Below are 19,286 nucleotides of genomic sequence, written 5' to 3'. Positions count from 1 at the left end.
CCTCCCCGCCACTGCCCGGCGTGACAGGCGGCCCCCGGCAGGGTAAGCTGCGCAGCGTTTCACGGCTGCGGCGCCTCCGGCCCGCCCACTCCCATGTTCAATGTCGTCCTGGTCGAACCCGAGATCCCCCCGAATACCGGCAATGTGATTCGCCTGTGCGCCAACACCGGCGCGCGCCTGCACCTCGTCAAGCCGCTCGGCTTTCCGCTCGAGGATGCGCGCATGCGCCGTGCCGGGCTGGACTATCACGAGTACGCCAGCATGCGCGTGCACGAGAACTGGGATGCGCTGATGGAAAGCGAACAGCCCGACCCCACCCGCATGTTCGCGCTGACCACGCACGGCTCGACGCCGTTTGGACAGGTCGGCTTCCAGCCTGGCGACTGGTTCGTGTTTGGCTCGGAAACGCGCGGGCTGGCGCCGGAGCGGCGCGAGTGGTTTCCCGCCACGCAGCGCATCCGCCTGCCGATGCGGCCGGACAACCGCAGCCTCAACCTCTCCAATACCGTCGCGGTCGTCGTGTTCGAAGCCTGGCGCCAGAACGGCTTTGCCGGCGGCGCCTGATCCGGGCTGACGAAAGCGCTTTATTCCGGCTGTACGCCGGCGACGCGAATCACCTTGTCCCAGCGCGCTTTTTCGCTCGCCATGGTCTGGCGCAGCGATTGTGGCGCCGTCCCTGCCGGCACGAAATACTGGGCTCGCATCTTGGCGCGCACATCCTCGCTGCCGATGATGGCCACCAGTTCGCGATAGAGCCGGTCGATCACCGGCGCGGGCGTTCCCGCCGGCGCCAGCACCGCTTGCCACGAGATCGCCTCGAAGCCGGGATAGCCGGATTCCGCCACGGTTGGCACCGCGGGCAACAGGCCGGTGCGCCCGCTGGTGGTGACCGCGATGATGCGCAGCTTGCCGGCAGTCACCAGGGGCATGGCGATGGCCGGCACCATGAAGCCAGCCTGCACCTGGCCACCGACCATGGCGGTGGTGATCTGCGCGAAGCCCGGATAGGGAATGTGCTGCAGGTCGATCCCCGCCGCGGCCTTGAGCTGCTCCATCGCCAGGTGGGAAGCGCTGCCGTTGCCGACCGACCCGTAGTTCAGCACGCCCGGACGGGACCGTGCCAGCGCCACGAACTCGCGTACGTCATGCACCGGCAGGCGGGCATCCACCACCAGGACATTGGGCGAAGTTGCCACCAGCGACACGGGCGCGAGCTGGCGCACCGGGTCGTAGCCAAGATGGCGCGACAGGGTCGGCGCCGTGACTAGCGGGCCATTGATGGTCAGCAGCAAGGTGTAGCCATCCGGCGCGGCCCTTGCCACCATGCCGGTGCCGATATTGCCGCCGGCGCCCGGGCGGTTTTCCACTACCACGGGCTGCCCGAGCGCGACGGCCAGCTTCTCGGTCAGCAGGCGCGCGATCAGGTCGGGCGAGGACCCGGCCGGGAACGGCACCACCATGCGGATCGGGCGCGCTGGCCAGGGCTGGGAGGCCGCGGGCGAAGCCATTACCGTCCCTGCCATGCCGGACATGGCGCCGGCGGCAAGGGCGATCAGGGTGCGGCGGCGGGCCGCGATGAAGTCTTGGGACATGATGCAAGGCGGTGGCAAATGCGCAAGCGTATCGCCGCCGGACTCAATGAAATCAATCAAGAAGGGACTCGCGTCCCTGGCAAATGGCAGCGACCGGCCAGGCGCGGGAGGTCCGCGATGGTTGCCGGGTCAGCATGCGCTCACTCATCGCGTGCGTCGCGCTGCAGTAGTTGCGCCACCGCGTCGGCGGCGGGCAGCCCTTCGAAGAGCACCGCGCAAACCGCACGCGTGATCGGCATATCGACGCCCTTTGCCGCTGCCAGCGCCGCCACCGCCTGCGCGCAGCGCACGCCTTCGGCTACGTGGCCCAGTTCGGCCAGGATCTGCGCCAGCGTCTTGCCCTCGGCCAGTTGCTGGCCAACCTTGCGGTTGCGCGAGAGGTCGCCCGTGGCGGTCAGGATCAGGTCGCCCATGCCCGCCAGACCCATAAAGGTTTCAACACGGCCGCCCAGCGCCATGCCCAGCCGCGTCATCTCGGCCAGGCCGCGCGTCACCAGCGCGGCGCGCGCGTTCAGGCCCAGGCCCAGCCCGTCGCTGGCGCCTGTGGCGATCGCCAGCACGTTCTTGACCGCGCCGCCTACCTCGGCACCGACCAGGTCGTCGCTGCCGTAGATGCGCATGGCATGGTGATGGAAGGCATGCTGCGCCAGTTCCGCGAGCGCGGGCGACGTGCCCGCCACGGTCAGCGCGCACGGCAGGCCAAGCGCCACCTCGCGGGCAAAGCTGGGGCCCGTCAGCACACCGTAGCTGGTGTCGTGCAGACGGCCGGCGGCATCGAGTTCTTCGCGCACCATCTGGTGCGGCAGTGCATTGGTGCCGGCCTCGAAGCCCTTGCACAGCCAAAGCATGCGCAACGCCCCGGTCTGGCGCGCGGCCAGCCTGCGCGTCATTTCGCGCAGGCCCGAGACGGGCGTGGCCACGATCACGAGACCGTCGGGTTCGACATCGGCATGCGCCGCGGCGCGCTCGAAATCCGGCTCGACCGCAAGCCGCCCGGACAACGGTACGCCGGGCAGGTAAGTGGCATTGACGCGGTCGGCGCCGATGCCCGCCAGCTGCGTGACGTCACGCCCCCACAGCACCACATCGTGGGCCGCGGCGGCATGGCTGGCGAGCGCGGTGCCCCAGGCACCTGCACCGAAGACAGTGATTTTCATGGCGTTCGCCTCGCTGGTTCAGCCTCAAAGCCGCATTCATCAAGTAACGCGGGCCGGAAAGACAAAACGGGGCCGAGGCCCCGTCTTTGCAACTGACTGCAGCAGGATCAGTGGCGAGCCTGGCTGCCGTCGGGCATCACGATGCCGCTGCTGCCGCCCTGTGCGGCTTCGGCTTCTTCCATGGCTGCCTGCAGGCGTTGTTCGTACAGCGCCTGGAAGTTGATTTCCGACAGGTGGATGGCCTGGAAGCCGGCGCGGGTGATCACGTCAGCGATATTGCCACGCAGGTACGGGTAGAGAATGGTCGGGCAAGCGATGCCCAGCAGCGGGTCGAGCTGCTCCACCGGCACGTTGCGGATATCGAAGATGCCGGCCTGGTGCGCTTCCACCAGGAAGGCAACCTTGTCCTGCACCTTGGTGGTCACGGTACCGGTCACCACCACCTCGAAGATGCCTTCCTGCAGCTGCGAGGCACCCACGTTCACCTGCACTTCCACGGCCGGTGCTTCGGTCTCGAGGAAGATGCCGGGCGAATTCGGCTGTTCGAGCGACATGTCCTTCAGGTACACACGCTGGATGTTGAAGAACGGCTGGTCTTCCTGCTGATTGTTTTGCTGGTCGCTCATGAAAGGCTTCCGGAAAGAGGCGTTGGGCACCTGGCGTACGGACCATCTGCGCCACGGGCTGGAATGGCCCTGGCAACGGCCCGGGTCGGCACCCGGTTGGAAAACGCATATGGTACATGACGCGGGTGACGAATTCACCCGCGCCGAGGCTGCGGGGCCTTCAGGCAGCCAGCAGGGGCACCAGCCCGCCCTGGCGGTCGAGCGCCGAGAGGTCGTCGAAGCCGCCCACATGAGTCTCGTCGATGTAGATCTGCGGCACGGTGCGGCGGCCTGTGCGCGTCATCATTTCCTCGCGCTTGCCGGGCTCGCGGTCGATCAGGATCTTCTCGATCGCGTCGACGCCCTTGGCCTTCAGAAGGCGCTCGRCCATCTGGCAATACGGACAAACTACCGTGCTGTACATCACAACGCGGGCCATGCGGTTCTCCTTGAAAAACGGGACTCTGGTCGTAGCTCGGGTGCCGGCAAGCCAGGACTGCGCCACACCGGACAAAGACGGGCGCCCTGCTGGCGCGGCGACGGGGCATGCCCCCGGAGCCGCTTCAGGCGCCCCTTACTTGACTAAGGGCAGGCCGGCTTGCTGCCAGGCGGCCAAGCCGCCTTCGAGCGAATAGATCTCACTGTAACCGGCTTCCTTCAAGACTGCTTGACCCTTGCCCGAGCGCTGGCCGGTCTGGCACACGACGATGATTGGGACGGATTTGTCCTTTGCAAGGCCGGCGGCACGGCTGGGAAGATCCGCGAGTGGCGCGCTCTTGGCTTGCGGCAGGTGGCCCTTGGCGTATTCGGTGGCTTCCCGGATATCCACGACCACCGCATTGCGCTTGTTGATCAGCTGGGTCGCGGCGGCCGGATTGACGGTCTTGCCGGCGGTTCCGCGCGTGATGGCGGGCCAGGCCAGCAGGCCGCCCGACACCACGGCGAGGGCGATCAAGGCAAGGTTGTTGTAGTCGGCGAAGAAATTCACGTTGGCATTCCGGTGGGTTGAGTCGGCGGCATTATAAAATAGACGGTTTCGTGCCCGCGACCCGCCATTGTCTCCTACTTGACACAACTGCGGCGGTATGTGGCATGGCGCACACAGGTTTCTCACGCTTTGGAAGCAGCATGTACAAACTCGTTCTCATCCGCCACGGCGAATCCACGTGGAATCTCGAAAACCGCTTCACTGGCTGGGTCGACGTCGACCTGACCGACACCGGCGTGGCCCAGGCCAAGCTGGGAGGCAAGCTGCTGCGCGAAGCCGGCCTGGGCTTCGACGTAGCCTATACCTCGGTGCTGAAGCGCGCTATCCGCACGCTGTGGCACGTGCAGGACGAAATGGACCTGATGTGGATCCCGGTCCGGAACGAATGGCGCCTGAACGAACGCCACTACGGCGCGCTGTCGGGCCTGAACAAGGCCGAGACCGCCGCCAAGTTCGGCGACGAGCAGGTGCTGGTATGGCGCCGCAGCTACGACACGCCGCCTCCGGCGCTCGAAACGGACGATCCGCGCGTCGCGTACGACGATCCGCGCTATGCCCAGGTGCCGCACGAGCAGATCCCGCTGACCGAATGCCTGAAGGACACGGTGGCCCGCGTGCTGCCGCTATGGAACGAATCCATTGCGCCCGACATCAAATCGGGGAAGCGCGTGGTGATCGCAGCCCATGGCAACAGCATCCGCGCGCTGGTGAAGTATCTGGACCAGGTCACGGATGACGATATCGTTGGCATCAATATCCCCAATGGCACCCCGCTCGTGTACGAGCTGGACGCCGACCTGCGCCCGCTGCGTCATTACTACCTGGGCGACCAGGAAGCGATCGCCGCCTCCCTGGCCGCCGTGGCGAACCAGGGCAAGGCACGCTGAGGCAAGGGCCGGGCGGGCGCCGCCCAGGCGCATCGCCCGGCCGCCTCATGCAGTGGATCAGGCCTTTTTCGCCGCTCCCTCTTATACTGTCGGACAAAACCGGCCGGTGTGATACGCCAGGCCGGCTCCGACACAGCACAATCCTCACACGTTCAGGCAGCCCTCATGCGTAAGACGCTCAAGAACATAAGTCTTGTTTCTGCCGGACTCGTTGCCGGCGTGCTCGCCACGCTGCAGCTATCGGCCACCGCGCAGAACTCTTCAGGGCCCCTGCCGCTGGAGCAACTGCGCCTGATGGCGGACATCTTTGGCCAGATCAAGCGCGAGTACGTAGAGCCGGTCGATGACAAGAAGCTGCTGACTGAAGCCATCAAGGGCATGGTCGCCAGCCTGGATCCGCATTCGGCCTATCTGGACGAGAAGGATTTCAAGGAACTGCAGGAAGGCACGCGCGGCCGCTTCGCCGGCCTGGGGATCGAAATCTCCCAGGAAGAAGGGCTGGTCAAGGTGATCAACCCGATCGAAGACACACCCGCCTTCCGTGCCGGCATCCAGCCCGGCGACCTGATCACCCGTATCGACGACAAACCCGTGCGCGGCCTGCCGCTCGAACAGGCTGTCAAGCGCATGCGCGGCGAACCGGGCACCAAGGTCACGCTGACCATCTATCGCAAGAGCGAGGAACGCACCTTCCCGGTGTCGATCACGCGCGCCGAGATCCGCGTGCAGTCGGTCAAGGCCAAGCTCATCGACAACGACAAGCTCGCCTGGGTGCGGCTGACCAGCTTCCAGGAGCGCACCGTGGCGGACCTGGGCAAGAAACTGGACGAACTGGCGCAAAAGAACCCGAACCTCAAGGGCGTGATCCTGGACCTGCGCAATAACGGCGGCGGCGTGCTGCAAGGCGCGGTCGGGGTAGCGGCAGCGTTCCTGCCCGATGACGTGACCGTGGTCTCGACCAACGGCCAGGTGCCCGACGCCAAGCGCGTCTACAAGACCACGTTCAACAACTACCGGCTGTCGTCCCTCGAAGACGATCCGCTCAAGAGCCTGCCGGCGCTGTACAAGAAGATCCCGATGGTGGTGCTGACCAACGCCTACTCGGCATCAGCCTCCGAAATCGTCGCCGGTGCGCTGCAGGACCACAAGCGTGCGCTGATCATGGGCAAGACCACCTTTGGCAAGGGCTCGGTGCAGACCGTGCGTCCGCTCACCAACGACACCGGCATCAAGCTGACCATCGCGTACTACTACACGCCGACGGGCAAATCGATCCAGGCCAAGGGCATCCGCCCGGACATCCCGGTCGACCAGAACCCGGAAGGCGATCCTGACGACGCGCTGATCACGCGCGAAATCGACACCGAGCGCCACCTGCATAACAAGCAGGAGTCGGAGGAGCCCGAGATGAACGAGCGCGAGCAGCGCCGCGTCGAGGAGTTGCGCCGGCTGGAGGAAGACAACGCCAAGAAGTCGCCGGAAGAGCGCGACAAGGAACGCAAGAAGAAGCCGATCGAATTCGGTTCGGCCGAGGACTTCATGCTGCAGCAGGCGATCGCACAGCTCGAAGGCCAGCCGGTCAAGCGCTCGAAGTCCAAGCTCGAAGCCGTGGCCGTGTCGGACAAGCCGGCCAAGCCGGCCTCCGCGAAGTCTGGCACCACCCCGGCCAAAGCTGGCGGCAAGACACCAGCCAGCGCCCCGCCGGCGAGCGCACCGATTGGAACGCCGCTGGGCACGCCGACCGGCAAGGCTCCCTGAAAACCTGATGGACGACAGCGGCCCCGCGGGGCCGCTTTTGCATTGCACGCCATGAACGACGATCAACTGCTGCGCTATTCGCGGCATATCCTGCTCGACGAACTCGGCATCGAGGGACAGAGCCGGCTGCTGGCCAGCCACGCGCTGGTGATTGGCGCCGGCGGCCTGGGCGCCGCAGCCCTGCCCTACCTGGCCTCCGCCGGCGTTGGCACCATTACCGTGGTCGATGACGACGTGGTCGACCTGACCAACCTGCAGCGCCAGGTCATCCATACCACCGCCAATGTCGGCCGACCCAAGGTGGAGTCTGCGCGTGAAGGCATGCTGCGCATCAACCCCGGCATCGACGTCCGCCTGGTGCAGGCTCGCGTGGGCGCCGCCGAACTGGCGCAACTGGTGGCCGGGGCCGATGTGGTGCTCGATTGCTGCGACAACTTCGACACGCGCCAGGCGGTCAACCGCGCCTGCGTGCGGCACAACGTGCCGCTGGTGTCCGGCGCTGCGCTGCGCTTCGACGGGCAGATCAGCGTGTTCGACCGCCGCCAGCCGGGCGCACCCTGCTATGCCTGCCTGTTCCCGCCCTCACAGCCGGCGCAGGAAGTGGCCTGCGCCACCATGGGCGTATTCGCGCCGCTGGTGGGCATGGTCGGCACCGTGCAAGCGGCAGAGGCGCTCAAGCTGCTGATGGGGATCGGCACCACCCTGGCCGGCCGGCTGCTGATGGTCGATGCGCTCGGCATGGAATGGACCACCATGCGCCTTGGGCGCGTGCCGGATTGCGAAGTCTGCGGCGGCGAGGCCCACGGGGACGCCGGCCACTAAGCGCCAGTCATGCGCGCGTACGCTCGCGCAGGAAGGCGAGCGCGGCGGTGCGCTCGCCGCGGAATACGATCCTGGCCTCGCGCCGCTCGCGCTGGTAGGCATACATGGGATCGTAGTATTGCCGCAGCAAAACCCCGATCCATCCCCGGTGCAGCTCGGTCTGGCCCGACTCGGCCTGGCGCTCCAGCGCCTGCCCCAGCAAGTCGGAGAGCCGCTCGTAGAGGGCTCCGCCGAGCCGCCTGGATATTGCCGCCATCGCATCCCGCAGGCGTGCGGCATAAGCGGCGAATCCCGCCTCCTCGCCAAGCGCCTCGATGAATTCCTGCGACAGGCCAAGCACGTAGTCCTCCAGCACACGATCCACGCGCGCCTCGAAAGGCTCCTCGAGCCAGACCAGCGGCGCCGCCTGCATGGCGAGGTAGAAGGACTGCGGCAGGTTCCGGGCGCCGATGAAGCGCCCTTCGTCCTCGACCACCAGGGCAGCACGCCCGCTCGCGCGGTGGCGCAACAGCGCGACCGCCAGATCGCTCTCGAAATCGATTTGCGTGGGCTGCGCGACCGCGCGCCGGCCGAAACTGGAACCGCGATGGCGGGCCTCGCCCTCCAGGTCGATGGCCGCATCCTGGCTAGCCATCAGGTCGGCGATCAGCTCGGTCTTGCCGCTGCCAGTCAGTCCGCCCAGTATCAGCAGGCCGCACTCGGCGGCGGCGGCATCGATGACGTCGATCAGGTAAGCGCGCATCGCCTTGTAGCCGCCCGTCACGCGCGGATAGGCAATGCCGGCATCGTCGCGCAGCCACTGCTGCACGATCTGCGAACGCATGCCTCCCCGGAAGCAATACAGATAGCCCTCCGGATGCGCCCGCGCAAACGCCGCCCAGGCGGCGGTGCGCGCGGCGCGGACGTCGCCGCTCACAAGGCGGTGGCCCAGCGCGATCGCGGCCTGCTGCCCCTGCTCCTGATAGCACAAGCCCACCTGGTGGCGCTCGTCGTCGTCCATCAGCGGCAGGTTCACCGCGCCAGGGAACGCACCGCGCGCGAATTCCACCGGCGCGCGTACATCGAGCAAAGCGGCACCGGACAGGAAAAGCCGGCGGAAATCGCACGCATCGTCGCGCATCAGATCACCTCGACGGCGTACTGGCCCTGCACCACCATCTCACCAACCGGTGCCAATGCCAGGCCGGACTCGGCACAGGCAGCGTGGAATTCGGCTTCGCCGGCAGGCTCGACCGCCACCAGCAGACCGCCGCTGGTTTGCGGATCGCACAGCACGGCGCGCTGCACCTCGCTCAGCGCGCCGCCCAGGTTGCCTATGCCGGCGCCAATCCGCGCGCCATAGCTATCGAAGTTGCGCTGCGTACCGCCAGGCACGCAACCGGCGTCCACATAGCGCAATACCTCCGGCAGCAGCGGCACCGCCGAGTAGTCGAGGCGAGCGGTAAGGCGGCTGCCATCGGCCATTTCAACCAGGTGCCCGAGCAGACCAAAGCCGGTCACGTCCGTCATGGCCCGCACGCCGGCCAGCTTGCCAAAACGGCTGCCGGGGCGGTTGAGCACGCACATCCAGTCACGCGCCAGGTGCGCATCCTGCGCGCGCAGCCGGCCCTGCTTCTCGGCCGTGGTCAACACGCCGATGCCCAGCGGCTTGGTCAGGTAAAGGCGGCACCCGGCGGTGGCGGTATCGTTGCGCTTCAGGTGCGCGCGGTCGACCACACCCGTCACCGCCAACCCGAAGATGGGCTCCGGGGCATCGATGGAATGCCCGCCGGCAAGCGGGATGCCGGCATCCTCGCAGGCGCGCCGACCACCGGCCACCACCTCGCGCGCCACCTCGGGTGGCAGCAACTTCACCGGCCAGCCGAGGATGGCGATGGCCAGCAACGGATCGCCCCCCATCGCATARATGTCGCTGATGGCATTGGTGGCGGCGATGCGTCCGAAGTCGAAGGGATCATCGACGATCGGCATGAAGAAATCGGTGGTGGAAACCACGCCGCGGCCGTGATCCAGCCCGTCCAGCGCGTAGACGGCCGCGTCGTCGCGGGAGGCATTGCCGACCCACAGGCGCGGGTCGAGATGCTGATTGCCGCTGCCGGCCAGGATCACATCGAGCACCTGTGGCGATATCTTGCAGCCGCAGCCGGCACCATGGCTGTACTGCGTCAGGCGAATGGGTTCTGCCATGATCCTCGGCTCCTGTTTCGTGGCGTTTGCGAATGCGTGCGCTCGCTCATCTGCACCCTATATGCTATCTGGCGCCTCTCGCCGCTGCACGCGCGGATCGCGGGCAAGCTGGCGCCGGCACGGCAACGGCGATGGCTGCGAAGCGACTGGCAAGGAATGGGAATCCGAATGAGAAGAGTTACTACCCGGATGCGGGGAGAGGCGGCAGCACCGAACGGCGCCGCGCGAGCGCGGCCACTGCGTTCTTGCGAACCCGCGGCCGACTGCTGGGCGGATTACTGCTCGCCCGGCTCCATCTGCGACTGCAGATAGTTCGGCAGACCAACCTTGTCGATCAGGTCGAGCTGCGTTTCGAGGTACTCGATATGCTCTTCGGTGTCGGTCAGGATGTCGACCAGGATCTCGCGGCTAACGTAGTCGCCCACCGATTCGCAGTAAGTAATGCCTTCCTTGACGGTGGCATGCGCGCCTTGCTCGAGCTTCAGGTCGCACTTGAGCATTTCCGGGGTGTCTTCGCCCAGCAGCAGCTTGTTGAGGTCTTGCAGGTTGGGCAGCCCATCGAGCATGAGGATGCGGTCGATCAGGCGATCGGCGTGCTTCATCTCGCCGATGGATTCTTTGTACTCCACGTCGCCGAGCTTCTTGAGGCCCCAGTGGCGGTACATGCGAGCATGCAGGAAGTATTGGTTGATCGCGGTCAGCTCGTTCTTCAGCTGCGCGTTCAGATGTTGGATGACCTTCTTGTCACCTTTCATAGGAGGCTCCTGTAGCAACGGGCCCCCGCAAAAACGCGAAGCGGCGCAAGACGCGCCGCATGCAGTCTGAACGACCGAAACCGCGCCGTAACCTGATAGTTACGGGCGAGTTCAAGCAACCAGCTCGGTACGCTGATCGTTCGCGACTGCCGGGTCCCGAGTGTCCATTATGGCACGTGGACCCGAAGGCGAACAGGAGGAAATGTCCACGACCTGGATGGTGGCGACCTTGACATTGCGGACCGCGGCGACGCCTTCGCAAAGGACCTGTTGCGCGCATTCGCGGCAACGGCCACAGCAGGTGCCCACGCCCAGCGTTTCAGCCAGCTCGTCGAGCGTGGCCACGCCAAGATGCGCGGCCCCATGGATTTCTCGGTCAGTAACCTGATTGCAGATGCAAACGTACACAAATCCCTCCTTGAGAGAGGGGTGACACCGGCATGTCACCCGCGATGTACGTCAGAATATCAGAGATCGAAAATGATAACAATTCCCATTAAGCCACAAAATGTACATGCCAACCACACGGCACTTACGCAGGAAATTGTGGATTGAGACAACGTCACAAGCCGCATTAAAGTGCCTTATAATGCTCACTGAGAGTGTTGCATTTCCCGAAAAACCTTAGTCTGTACAGGGTTGTCAGTCGCAATCAGAGCTGCTTCAGCGCGCAGGCCAGTTCCTCCGGCTCGTAGGCGCTCAGCACCTGCTCGACCAGCCGTTCCAGCCGTTCGCAGTCGGCATGCAGGACTTCCTGCTTGACCCGCAGCAACTGCGAAGGATGCATCGAGAATTCGCGCAGCCCCATGCCCAGCAGTAGCCGGGTCATGGCGGGATCTCCGGCCATTTCGCCGCACACCGCCACCGGCACGCCGGCGTGGTTGGCCTCGCGGATGGTGCGCGCGATCAGTTGCAGCACCGCCGGATGCAGCGGGTCGTAGAGATGGGCCACGGCGTTATCGGCGCGGTCGATGGCAAGCGTGTACTGGATCAGGTCGTTGGTGCCGATGGAGAGGAAATCCATGCGCCGCAGGAACAGCGGCAGCATCAGCACGGCGGCCGGGATCTCGATCATCGCTCCGACCCTGATAAACGGGTCGAAAGCCTGGCCACGGACGTCAAGCTGGCGCTTGGCCTGTGCGATCAGGTCCAGAGTCTGGTCGATCTCGCGCGCGTGGGCCAGCATCGGGATCAGCAGCCGCACCGGCCCGAAGGCCGAGGCCCGCAGCAATGCACGCAACTGGGTCAGGAACATGGCCGGCTCGGACAGCGACCAGCGGATCGCGCGCAAGCCCAGCGCGGGGTTGAGCGCGGTTTCGAAATCGTCGCCGCGCCCATCGCGCCCCTCCCGGCCATCCAGCGGCTTGTCGGCGCCGATATCGATGGTGCGGATGGTGACCGGCAGCCCGTGCATGGCGTCCACCGCGCCGCGATATGCCTGGAACTGCTCTTCCTCGTCGGGCAGTTCCCCGCGTCGGTTCATAAACAGGAATTCCGAGCGGAACAGGCCCACGCCGACCGCGCCGGCGGTCAGCGCCGCGGTCGCGTCTTCGGACATCTCGATATTGGCCAGCAGGTCGATCTCAAGCCCGTCCAGCGTCACGGCAGGCGTATGGCGCAGGCGTTGCAGGCGCTTTTTCTCCAGCGCCCGCTCGCTCTGCCTGTGCCGGTATTCCTCGAGGATGATGGCCGACGGATCGACGATGACCAGGCCGGCATCGCCATCGATGATGACCCAGTCGTCCTGGCGGATGAGTTCGCTGGCGCTTTGCACGCCCACCGCGGCAGGGATGTCGAGGCTGCGCGCGACGATGGCGGTATGGGAGGTGCGCCCGCCGAGATCGGTCACGAAGCCGTGGAACACGGTATGGCGAAACTGCAGCATGTCGGCCGGCGAGATGTCGTGGGCCACCACGATCACGCCGGGTGCCGGCTCGCCATCGGGCGCCAGGGACGAAGGCGGCACCGGGGCCGGCGCCAGCACGGCCGCGCCGGCCAGCACCTTGAGAATGCGCTCGACCACCTGGCGGATATCCGCCTTGCGTTCGCGCAGGTATTCGTCCTCGATTTCGTCGAACTGCCGCATCAGTTCTTCGAGCCGCGTGGTCAGCGCCCATTCGGCGTTATAGCGCCGGTTGCGGATCAGTGCCTCGGGCTCGCGCGCAAGCGCCTCGTCGTCGAGGATCATCGCATGCACATCAAGGAAGGCGCCCAGCTCTTCCGGGGCTTCGCGCGGGAGATCGCGCTTTAGCGTGACCAGTTCGGCCCGCACCGCCGCGCGTGCCGAGCGCAGGCGTTCCACCTCGGCCTCAAGCCGGTCTTCGTCGACCAGGTAATGGGAGACATCAAGCGCAGCAGGCGCCAGCAAATGCGCGCGCCCGATGGCGACGCCGCGCGAGACCGGGATGCCGTGCAGGGCAAATGGCATGTACCGCTCCGTCAGGAACGTTTAAAAAGTCTGGCCAGGGCCAGCAACCTTGGAAGCGGTGCCAGGATGAAACGAAGCGGCCCTGGCCAGGCGCGCCGCGGCGTTCCGTGCCGCCGCTTTCATCCCGAATCGGCTTCCTACTCTCCTTCGCCGAAGCGGTTGGCGATGAGCGCCAGCAACGCGTCCATCGCCTCTTGCTCATCGGGTCCGTCGGTCTCGATGGTCACGGTGGAGCCGATGCCGGCGGCCAGCATCATCACGCCCATGATGCTCTTGGCGTCGACTTGCCGACCGTTGCGCGACATCTTGACCTGACTGACGAAGTTACCCGCCAGTTGCGTCAGCTTGGCGGAAGCCCGTGCATGCAGCCCGAGCTTATTGATGATGTTGGTGTCCCTCTGCAGCATATTTGTCGGGATGATTTGCGATCTGGTTCTGGACGGTGGTGGAGCCTACCTGCAGCACACCCTGCGAGCCTCCCGCCAGCGCCTTGAGGGCAAGCTGGTCGAGTTTCTCGGTACGGTAGCAAATGGCACGCACCAGCATGGGAAGATTGACGCCGGCGAGCACCTTGACGCGGCCCGGCTCGGCGAGGCGGGCCGCGATATTGGCCGGCGTGGCACCAAAGATATCGGTCAACACCAGCGCGCCATTGTCTTCGCTGACCTCGGCCAGGCGCCGCCGGGCTTCGGCCAGCACGGCCGCGGGCTCGGCGTCGGGCATGACGTCGATGGCTTCAAGCCGTTGCGGCTGGCCGCAGTAGACGTGGGCGGCGCACTCGCGCAATGCCGAAGCCAGCGGGGCGTGCGCGATGATCAGGATGCCTGCCATGGTGGTGAATCCGTTGGATTGACGCGATTGTAGCAGGCACGCTGGCCGGAGATTCAGCTCGGCGCCCCGGTTTGGCGCGGCGCCAACAGCTCAGCGGCCACGGGCCTGCACGGCTTGCTCCAGCGCATCGATAAACATGGCGGCAACCTGGAAGCCGGTCTGCTGGGTGATTTCCTGAAAACAGGTCGGACTCGTCACATTGACTTCGGTGAGGTAATCGCCGATCACATCCAGCCCTACCAGCAGCAAACCGCGCTCCCACAGGCCCGGCGCCAGCGACTCGGCGATTTCGCGGTCGCGCGCGGAAAGCTCCTGGGCGCGGCCGGTACCACCCGCGGCCAGGTTGCCGCGCACTTCGCCATCCTTGGGAATGCGCGCCAGCGAATATGGCACGGGCACGCCGCCGATCAGCAGGATGCGCTTGTCGCCGTCCTTGATGGCGGGGATATAGCGCTGCACCATCAGGGTGCGCGCGCCGTCCTCGCCCAGGGTCTCGATGATGGCGCCAAGGTTCATGCCGTCCGGGCCGACCCGGAAGATTCCCATCCCGCCCATGCCGTCGAGCGGCTTGAGAATGACATCGCGATGCTCCGCATGGAAAGCGCGGATACGGTCGGCATCCCGCGTGACCAGCGTCGGCGTGATGAATTCGGGATACTGGGCAATCGCCAGCTTCTCGGAATGGTCGCGAACCGCCTGCGGCTTGTTGAACACATTGGCGCCCTGCGACTCCGCCAGTTCCAGCAGCCAGGTGCTGGTGACGTATTCCATGTCGAACGGCGGGTCCTTGCGCATCAGCACGGCATCGAAGCCCGTCAGCAGCTGCAGGCTGGCCTCGCCGGTGCGGTACCAGTCATGCGGATCGCCTGTGAGTTGCAGCGGATGCACAACCGCCTCCACCTGGTCGGCCGACAGCGACAGCTGCGACTGCAGGCAAGAAAACAGCTCGTGCCCGCGCTCGACCGCCTCGACCATCATGGCGTACGTCGAATCCTTGTAGGTCTTGAAGGTGTGCAGCGGATCGGTAATAAACAGAATACGCATGATGGCTCGTCCCGGTCGCAGGGTTGCCGCGTGGTTTGCGCGGCGCGTCAAGGCGCCGCCAGCGGGGCAGCGCCATTTCAGACATGTCAGAGAATCGGATTCGGGTCCGTCTTCTCAAGTTCCAGCGACGCCGCCAGCAAGGCCAGCCTCGCCACCACGCCGTACATGTAGAAACGGTTCGGCACCGCTGCGCCAGGCTTGGCATGGCTGTCGGGAATGCCATTGGGCGCGAAGGCCAGTGGCACGAAATGCATGCCCGGCGCATTCAGGTTCTCGTCGTTGCCGCGGCCTGTATGGACGCGGTAGAAGCCGCCGACCACATAGCGGTCGATCATGTACACCACCGGCTCGGCCACCGCCTCGTTGACCTTCTCGAAGGTGTGCACCCCTTCCTGGATGATGACGTCGTTGACCTCAAGGCCTTCCTTGACGACGCTCATCTTGTTGCGTTCCTTGCGGTTCAGCCCCTTGATTTCGGAAGGATCCTTGATGGTCATGATGCCCATGCCGTAGGTGCCCGCGTCGGCCTTGACCACCACATAGGGTGTTTCCTTGATGCCGTACTCGCGGTACTTCTTGGCGATCTTCTTGAGCACGCCTTCGACCGAGTCGGCCAGTGCCTCTTCACCCACGCGCTCGTGGAAATCGATGCCCGAGCACTTGGCGAAGTACGGGTTGACCATCCACGGATCGACGTCGATCAGCTTGGCAAACTTCTTGGCAACCTCGTCGTAGGCGGCGAAATGGCTCGACTTGCGGCGCGTCGACCAGCCCGCGTGCAGCGGCGGCAGCAGGTATTGCTCGTTGATGTTCTCCAGGATCGGCGGAATGCCGGCGGAGAGATCGTTGTTGAGCAGGATCGAGCAGGGATCGAAGTCCTTCAGCCCCAGGCGGCGACCGCGCGCGCCCAGGCGGGCCAACGGCTCCACCACCAGCGTCTGGCCGTCGGGCAACTCGATCGGGGTCGGTTCGGTGATGTCTTCGGACAGCGAGCCCAGGCGGACATTAAGACCGGCCTGGCGCATGATCAGCGACAGCCGCGCCACGTTCTGCAGGTAGAACATGTTACGGGTGTGGCGCTCGGGGATCAGCAGCAGGTTCTTGGCGTCCGGGCAGATCTTCTCGATTGCCGCCATGGCCGCCTGGACGGCCAAGGGCAACATTTCGGGCGCCAGGTTGTTGAAGCCGCCGGGGAACAGGTTGGTATCGACAGGGGCCAGCTTGAAGCCGGCATTGCGCAGGTCGACCGAACAATAGAACGGAGGCGTATGTTCCTGCCATTCCAGCCTGAACCAGCGCTCGATGGACGGCGTCGCATCCAGGATCTTTTTTTCCAGCTCGAGCAGCGGACCGTTCAGCGCGGTGATGAGATGCGGGACCATATACATCCTAGTGATCGTCTTTATCGTTCGCCCAGATTGTAGAGGAACGGCCAATTGGCTGCTGGCGCCGCCTGAATAAGCATATGCGAGCGACAGCATAAGGGATAAGGGATACGGATATGGGGGTGGGGCCCAGGAATAAAAGGGGGGGGGTGGGCGCAGGAGCAATCGGAGACACTTCCGGGCGACCTGCCGGCGAGGGCCGCGGGCAGCAAAAAAAAAGCGCGACCGGAGCCGCGCTTTCAAATGGCCTGACAGATACGGGGAGCGTTCTGCAGGTGGAGGAAACTGCCTCACTCGCACTGTATGTGCGCTACCCCCTGAAAACAATTGAAGCTTTTTAAGATCGGATTTAAGCACTTTGCGAAGAACAGCGCCGCCATCCCGGCCAATGACGGCGGGATGCGCCCCGATTCCGCCACGAAGCGTGCCGCCTGAACGAAAAAAGCCCGGCACAAGGCCGGGCGAAACTCCTGAGAGAAGATTCCCAATCAGCTCTCCAGCACAACACCATTGCGATCAGGCTTCATACGCGGTCTCGCCGTGCGAGGTGATATCCAGGCCCTCGCGCTCTTCTTCTTCCGGCACCCGCAGGCCAATCAGCATATCCACCAGCTTGAAGGCCACGAAGGCCACCACGCCCGACCACACGATGGTGGTAAGCACGCCTTCGAACTGGATCCACAACTGGCCCATGATCGAATAGTCGTCCGCCACCTTATTGGTCACGTAGTCGTAAATCCCCGTGCCGCCCAGGCTCGGCGAGGCAAACACGCCGGTCAGCAACGCACCCAGGATGCCGCCCACGCCGTGCACGCCAAAGACATCCAGGGAGTCGTCCATGCCCAGCAGCTTCTTCAGGCCGGTCACGCCCCACAGGCACAGCAGGCCAGCGGCGATACCGATCACGATGGAGCCCATCGGGCCCACGAAGCCGGCCGCCGGGGTGATGGCCACCAGGCCTGCCACCGCGCCCGAAGCGCCGCCCAGCATCGAGGGCTTGCCCTTGCTGATCCATTCGCCGAAGGTCCAGGACAGCACTGCGGCGCAGGTCGCCAGCAGCGTGTTGACAAAGGCCAGCGCAGCCGAACCGTTGGCTTCCAGCGCCGAACCGGCGTTGAAACCGAACCATCCGAACCACAGCAGCGAGGCGCCGACCATGGTGAAGGTCAGGCTGTGCGGACGCAGGGCCTCACGGCCGAATCCGATGCGCTTGCCGAACATGAAGGCACCCACCAGGCCAGCGACGGCTGCGTTCATGTGCACCACCGTGCCGCCGGCGAAGTCGAGCGCGCCCTTCTGGAACAGCCAGCCAGCCTTGGCGGTGGCTGCGGTACCTGCTGCCGCGTCGGTGTACAGGTCAGGACCGGGCCAGAACCAGACCATATGGGCCATCGGGATGTACGAGAAGGTGAACCACAGCACCACGAACACCAGCACGGCCGAGAACTTGGCGCGTTCGGCAAAGGCGCCGATGATCAGGCCGCAGGTAATGGCCGCGAAAGCGCACTGGAATGCGAAGTAAGCCAGTTCCGGCACCACCACGCCCTTGCTGAAGGTGGCAGCCACGGCATCGACGTTGAGCCCCTTCATGAAGAGCCGGTCGGTGCCGCCAAAGAAGGCGTTGCCCTCGGTGAAGGCGAAGCTGTAGCCGTAGATGGCCCACAGCAGCGACACCAGCGAGAAGATCACCAGGCACTGCATCAGCACCGACAGCATGTTCTTCGAGCGGACCAGGCCGCCGTAGAACAGTGCCAGGCCCGGCAGCGTCATCAGGATCACGAACGCCGTGGAAACCAGCAGCCACGCGGTATCGCCCTTGTTGGGCACCGGTGCAGGCGCCGCGGCGGGGGCGGCAGCCTCTGCAGGCGCAGCCGCCGCTGCCGCGGGAGCAGGGGCAGCTGCAGGTACGGCGGTGGCAGCGGCCGGCGCGGAGGCTTCGGGCGCGGGCTTGTCCTGTGCCACGGCGTGGGTGGACAGGCCGATGCCGGCCGTGCCCAGGGCCAGCGCCACGGCGCCGGTTGTCAGGATGCGCTTGAACCAGGATTTCATTGTGATTAACCTCTTGTCGTTGGGCTGTGCGTCACAGCGCGTCGCCGCCGGTCTCGCCGGTACGAATGCGGATGACCTGCTCGATGGGCGCGACAAAGATCTTGCCGTCGCCAATCTTGCCGGTCCGCGCCGATTTCTCGATCGCCTCGATGGCCCGGTCGACCACATCGTCCGGGACGGCCACTTCGATCTTCACCTTGGGCAGGAAGTCCACGATGTACTCCGCGCCCCGGTACAGTTCGGTGTGACCCTTCTGGCGACCGAAGCCCTTGACTTCAGTCACGGTGATGCCGGACACGCCCACATCCGAGAGCGCTTCGCGCACCTCGTCGAGCTTGAACGGCTTGATGACGGCGATGATCAGTTTCATCCGATTTCTCCTCTGAGCGGGACGGCCCGGCGTGCGTCCGGCGCCCGCTCAACCTGATGCGTGTTTAGAAAGTCTTGGTGATCGAAGCCCAGGCGGTAGCCTTGCCGACATAGCGGCCAGACGTATTGGTRTAGACCGASTTGTGRGCRTTGGTRTCGATATAGGCGAYCGCCAGYGCGAARCCCTTGCCCAGGTCCTTGGTCAGCCCCAGCTTCCAGTCGGTGTACGAGGCGCTGTTCACGTGTTTCACGTTCTGGTAGCCCACGTGGGCRTTCAGCGTCAGGTCCCAGAAATTCAGCGGCACATTGGCCGACAGGTCGGCGTAGTAGCTGTACTTGCTGTCGGCGAATCCGAACAGGTTGGTCAGCGCCTGCGAATACTTGAAGAACACAGGACCGTAGCCGGCGCCGACATACACTTCACACTTC

22 protein-coding genes are annotated in these 19,286 nt (G+C 65.2%); 4 read left to right on the top strand and 18 right to left on the bottom strand.

Annotated features, from left to right (window positions below; translation table 11 throughout):
* The first annotated feature begins 93 nt into the window (after nt 1-93).
* Entirely contained in the window at nt 94-564 is a 471-nt protein-coding gene (gene trmL / locus AC1DT6_RS10990; RefSeq protein ID WP_441626972.1) for a tRNA (uridine(34)/cytosine(34)/5-carboxymethylaminomethyluridine(34)-2'-O)-methyltransferase TrmL, read from the top strand.
* A 20-nt stretch (nt 565-584) separates the two neighbouring features.
* On the opposite strand, the gene AC1DT6_RS10985 is transcribed toward trmL, so the two are convergent.
* The 5 genes from AC1DT6_RS10985 to AC1DT6_RS10965 all read right to left on the bottom strand — a co-directional run bounded on the left by AC1DT6_RS10985 (nt 585) and on the right by AC1DT6_RS10965 (nt 4,342).
* Nucleotides 585-1,592: a Bug family tripartite tricarboxylate transporter substrate binding protein gene (locus AC1DT6_RS10985; protein ID WP_441626970.1), complete on the bottom strand. Its 1,008-nt coding sequence runs from the start codon at nt 1,590-1,592 to the stop codon at nt 585-587.
* Between the two features lie 140 nt (nt 1,593-1,732).
* On the bottom strand, nt 1,733-2,749 hold the full coding sequence (locus AC1DT6_RS10980) for an NAD(P)H-dependent glycerol-3-phosphate dehydrogenase (RefSeq protein ID WP_441626968.1): 1,017 nt from the start codon (nt 2,747-2,749) through the stop codon (nt 1,733-1,735).
* A gap of 107 nt (nt 2,750-2,856) precedes the next feature.
* On the bottom strand, nt 2,857-3,375 hold the full coding sequence (gene secB / locus AC1DT6_RS10975) for a protein-export chaperone SecB (protein ID WP_441626966.1): 519 nt from the start codon (nt 3,373-3,375) through the stop codon (nt 2,857-2,859).
* 160 nt (nt 3,376-3,535) lie between these two features.
* On the bottom strand, nt 3,536-3,793 hold the full coding sequence (grxC, locus tag AC1DT6_RS10970) for a glutaredoxin 3 (RefSeq protein WP_477114669.1): 258 nt from the start codon (nt 3,791-3,793) through the stop codon (nt 3,536-3,538).
* Between the two features lie 135 nt (nt 3,794-3,928).
* Nucleotides 3,929-4,342, bottom strand: coding sequence for a rhodanese-like domain-containing protein (locus AC1DT6_RS10965; RefSeq protein WP_441626963.1), 414 nt, complete (start codon nt 4,340-4,342; stop codon nt 3,929-3,931).
* A gap of 140 nt (nt 4,343-4,482) precedes the next feature.
* Between AC1DT6_RS10965 and gpmA the strand changes: the two genes are divergently transcribed.
* From gpmA to AC1DT6_RS10950, 3 genes are all read left to right on the top strand, one after another.
* Nucleotides 4,483-5,229 carry a 2,3-diphosphoglycerate-dependent phosphoglycerate mutase gene (gpmA, locus tag AC1DT6_RS10960; RefSeq protein WP_477114668.1) on the top strand — a complete coding sequence of 249 codons (747 nt, stop codon included), beginning with the start codon at nt 4,483-4,485 and terminating at the stop codon, nt 5,227-5,229.
* A 165-nt stretch (nt 5,230-5,394) separates the two neighbouring features.
* Complete coding sequence (locus tag AC1DT6_RS10955) at nt 5,395-6,987, top strand: S41 family peptidase (RefSeq protein WP_441626959.1); 1,593 nt, start codon at nt 5,395-5,397, stop codon at nt 6,985-6,987.
* Nucleotides 6,988-7,038: 51 nt separating this feature from the next.
* Complete coding sequence (locus AC1DT6_RS10950) at nt 7,039-7,809, top strand: HesA/MoeB/ThiF family protein (protein WP_477114667.1); 771 nt, start codon at nt 7,039-7,041, stop codon at nt 7,807-7,809.
* Between the two features lie 7 nt (nt 7,810-7,816).
* On the opposite strand, the gene mnmH is transcribed toward AC1DT6_RS10950, so the two are convergent.
* From mnmH to AC1DT6_RS10885, 13 genes are all read right to left on the bottom strand, one after another.
* Nucleotides 7,817-8,929 (bottom strand): tRNA 2-selenouridine(34) synthase MnmH, encoded by a 1,113-nt coding sequence (mnmH, locus tag AC1DT6_RS10945; RefSeq protein WP_441626955.1) that lies wholly within the window; start codon nt 8,927-8,929, stop codon nt 7,817-7,819.
* Entirely contained in the window at nt 8,929-9,996 is a 1,068-nt protein-coding gene (gene selD / locus AC1DT6_RS10940) for a selenide, water dikinase SelD (RefSeq protein ID WP_441626953.1), read from the bottom strand. Before selD ends, mnmH begins: the two co-directional genes overlap by 1 nt.
* Before the next feature lie 275 nt (nt 9,997-10,271).
* Nucleotides 10,272-10,751 carry a bacterioferritin gene (gene bfr / locus AC1DT6_RS10935; RefSeq protein WP_035861007.1) on the bottom strand — a complete coding sequence of 160 codons (480 nt, stop codon included), beginning with the start codon at nt 10,749-10,751 and terminating at the stop codon, nt 10,272-10,274.
* Nucleotides 10,752-10,862: 111 nt separating this feature from the next.
* Nucleotides 10,863-11,159: a (2Fe-2S)-binding protein gene (locus tag AC1DT6_RS10930; RefSeq protein WP_045241377.1), complete on the bottom strand. Its 297-nt coding sequence runs from the start codon at nt 11,157-11,159 to the stop codon at nt 10,863-10,865.
* Between the two features lie 244 nt (nt 11,160-11,403).
* Nucleotides 11,404-13,179 (bottom strand): phosphoenolpyruvate--protein phosphotransferase, encoded by a 1,776-nt coding sequence (gene ptsP / locus AC1DT6_RS10925; RefSeq protein WP_477114666.1) that lies wholly within the window; start codon nt 13,177-13,179, stop codon nt 11,404-11,406.
* Nucleotides 13,180-13,316: 137 nt separating this feature from the next.
* Complete coding sequence (locus AC1DT6_RS10920; RefSeq protein WP_035861002.1) at nt 13,317-13,586, bottom strand: HPr family phosphocarrier protein; 270 nt, start codon at nt 13,584-13,586, stop codon at nt 13,317-13,319.
* Nucleotides 13,555-14,010, bottom strand: coding sequence for a PTS sugar transporter subunit IIA (locus AC1DT6_RS10915; RefSeq protein ID WP_035860999.1), 456 nt, complete (start codon nt 14,008-14,010; stop codon nt 13,555-13,557). Before AC1DT6_RS10915 ends, AC1DT6_RS10920 begins: the two co-directional genes overlap by 32 nt.
* Before the next feature lie 90 nt (nt 14,011-14,100).
* Nucleotides 14,101-15,054, bottom strand: coding sequence for a glutathione synthase (gene gshB, locus AC1DT6_RS10910; protein ID WP_441626948.1), 954 nt, complete (start codon nt 15,052-15,054; stop codon nt 14,101-14,103).
* Nucleotides 15,055-15,140: 86 nt separating this feature from the next.
* Nucleotides 15,141-16,436 (bottom strand): glutamate--cysteine ligase, encoded by a 1,296-nt coding sequence (gene gshA / locus AC1DT6_RS10905; RefSeq protein ID WP_035861103.1) that lies wholly within the window; start codon nt 16,434-16,436, stop codon nt 15,141-15,143.
* A gap of 293 nt (nt 16,437-16,729) precedes the next feature.
* The gene (locus AC1DT6_RS10900; protein ID WP_477114665.1) at nt 16,730-16,927 is read right to left on the bottom strand and encodes a hypothetical protein; all 198 of its coding nucleotides are present in this window, start codon (nt 16,925-16,927) and stop codon (nt 16,730-16,732) included.
* A 28-nt stretch (nt 16,928-16,955) separates the two neighbouring features.
* Nucleotides 16,956-18,488: an ammonium transporter gene (locus AC1DT6_RS10895; protein WP_477114664.1), complete on the bottom strand. Its 1,533-nt coding sequence runs from the start codon at nt 18,486-18,488 to the stop codon at nt 16,956-16,958.
* Nucleotides 18,489-18,519: 31 nt separating this feature from the next.
* Nucleotides 18,520-18,858, bottom strand: coding sequence for a P-II family nitrogen regulator (locus AC1DT6_RS10890; RefSeq protein ID WP_006159494.1), 339 nt, complete (start codon nt 18,856-18,858; stop codon nt 18,520-18,522).
* Nucleotides 18,859-18,922: 64 nt separating this feature from the next.
* Nucleotides 18,923-19,286: TorF family putative porin (locus AC1DT6_RS10885; protein WP_477114663.1), on the bottom strand; the 364-nt coding region annotated here is incomplete at its 5' end.

It is taken from the genome of Cupriavidus sp. 01L45, from assembly GCF_056399885.1.
Note: the sequence above shows the minus strand (reverse complement) of the source record. Positions and strands in the feature narration are given on the sequence as shown.

Bases quoted from the DNA above. Each gene is read 5' to 3' on its own strand.
- ptsP (WP_477114666.1), bottom strand. From the start codon at position 13,179: ATGCCATTTGCCCTGCACGGCATCCCGGTCTCGCGCGGCGTCGCCATC.
- AC1DT6_RS10985 (WP_441626970.1), bottom strand. From the start codon at position 1,592: ATGTCCCAAGACTTCATCGCGGCCCGCCGCCGCACCCTGATCGCCCTT.
- bfr (WP_035861007.1), bottom strand. From the start codon at position 10,751: ATGAAAGGTGACAAGAAGGTCATCCAACATCTGAACGCGCAGCTGAAG.
- mnmH (WP_441626955.1), bottom strand. From the start codon at position 8,929: ATGCGCGACGATGCGTGCGATTTCCGCCGGCTTTTCCTGTCCGGTGCC.
- gpmA (WP_477114668.1), top strand. From the start codon at position 4,483: ATGTACAAACTCGTTCTCATCCGCCACGGCGAATCCACGTGGAATCTC.
- AC1DT6_RS10895 (WP_477114664.1), bottom strand. From the start codon at position 18,488: ATGAAATCCTGGTTCAAGCGCATCCTGACAACCGGCGCCGTGGCGCTG.
- AC1DT6_RS10920 (WP_035861002.1), bottom strand. From the start codon at position 13,586: ATGCTGCAGAGGGACACCAACATCATCAATAAGCTCGGGCTGCATGCA.
- gshB (WP_441626948.1), bottom strand. From the start codon at position 15,054: ATGCGTATTCTGTTTATTACCGATCCGCTGCACACCTTCAAGACCTAC.
- AC1DT6_RS10950 (WP_477114667.1), top strand. From the start codon at position 7,039: ATGAACGACGATCAACTGCTGCGCTATTCGCGGCATATCCTGCTCGAC.
- trmL (WP_441626972.1), top strand. From the start codon at position 94: ATGTTCAATGTCGTCCTGGTCGAACCCGAGATCCCCCCGAATACCGGC.
- AC1DT6_RS10955 (WP_441626959.1), top strand. From the start codon at position 5,395: ATGCGTAAGACGCTCAAGAACATAAGTCTTGTTTCTGCCGGACTCGTT.
- AC1DT6_RS10980 (WP_441626968.1), bottom strand. From the start codon at position 2,749: ATGAAAATCACTGTCTTCGGTGCAGGTGCCTGGGGCACCGCGCTCGCC.
- AC1DT6_RS10890 (WP_006159494.1), bottom strand. From the start codon at position 18,858: ATGAAACTGATCATCGCCGTCATCAAGCCGTTCAAGCTCGACGAGGTG.
- AC1DT6_RS10915 (WP_035860999.1), bottom strand. From the start codon at position 14,010: ATGGCAGGCATCCTGATCATCGCGCACGCCCCGCTGGCTTCGGCATTG.
- secB (WP_441626966.1), bottom strand. From the start codon at position 3,375: ATGAGCGACCAGCAAAACAATCAGCAGGAAGACCAGCCGTTCTTCAAC.
- gshA (WP_035861103.1), bottom strand. From the start codon at position 16,436: ATGGTCCCGCATCTCATCACCGCGCTGAACGGTCCGCTGCTCGAGCTG.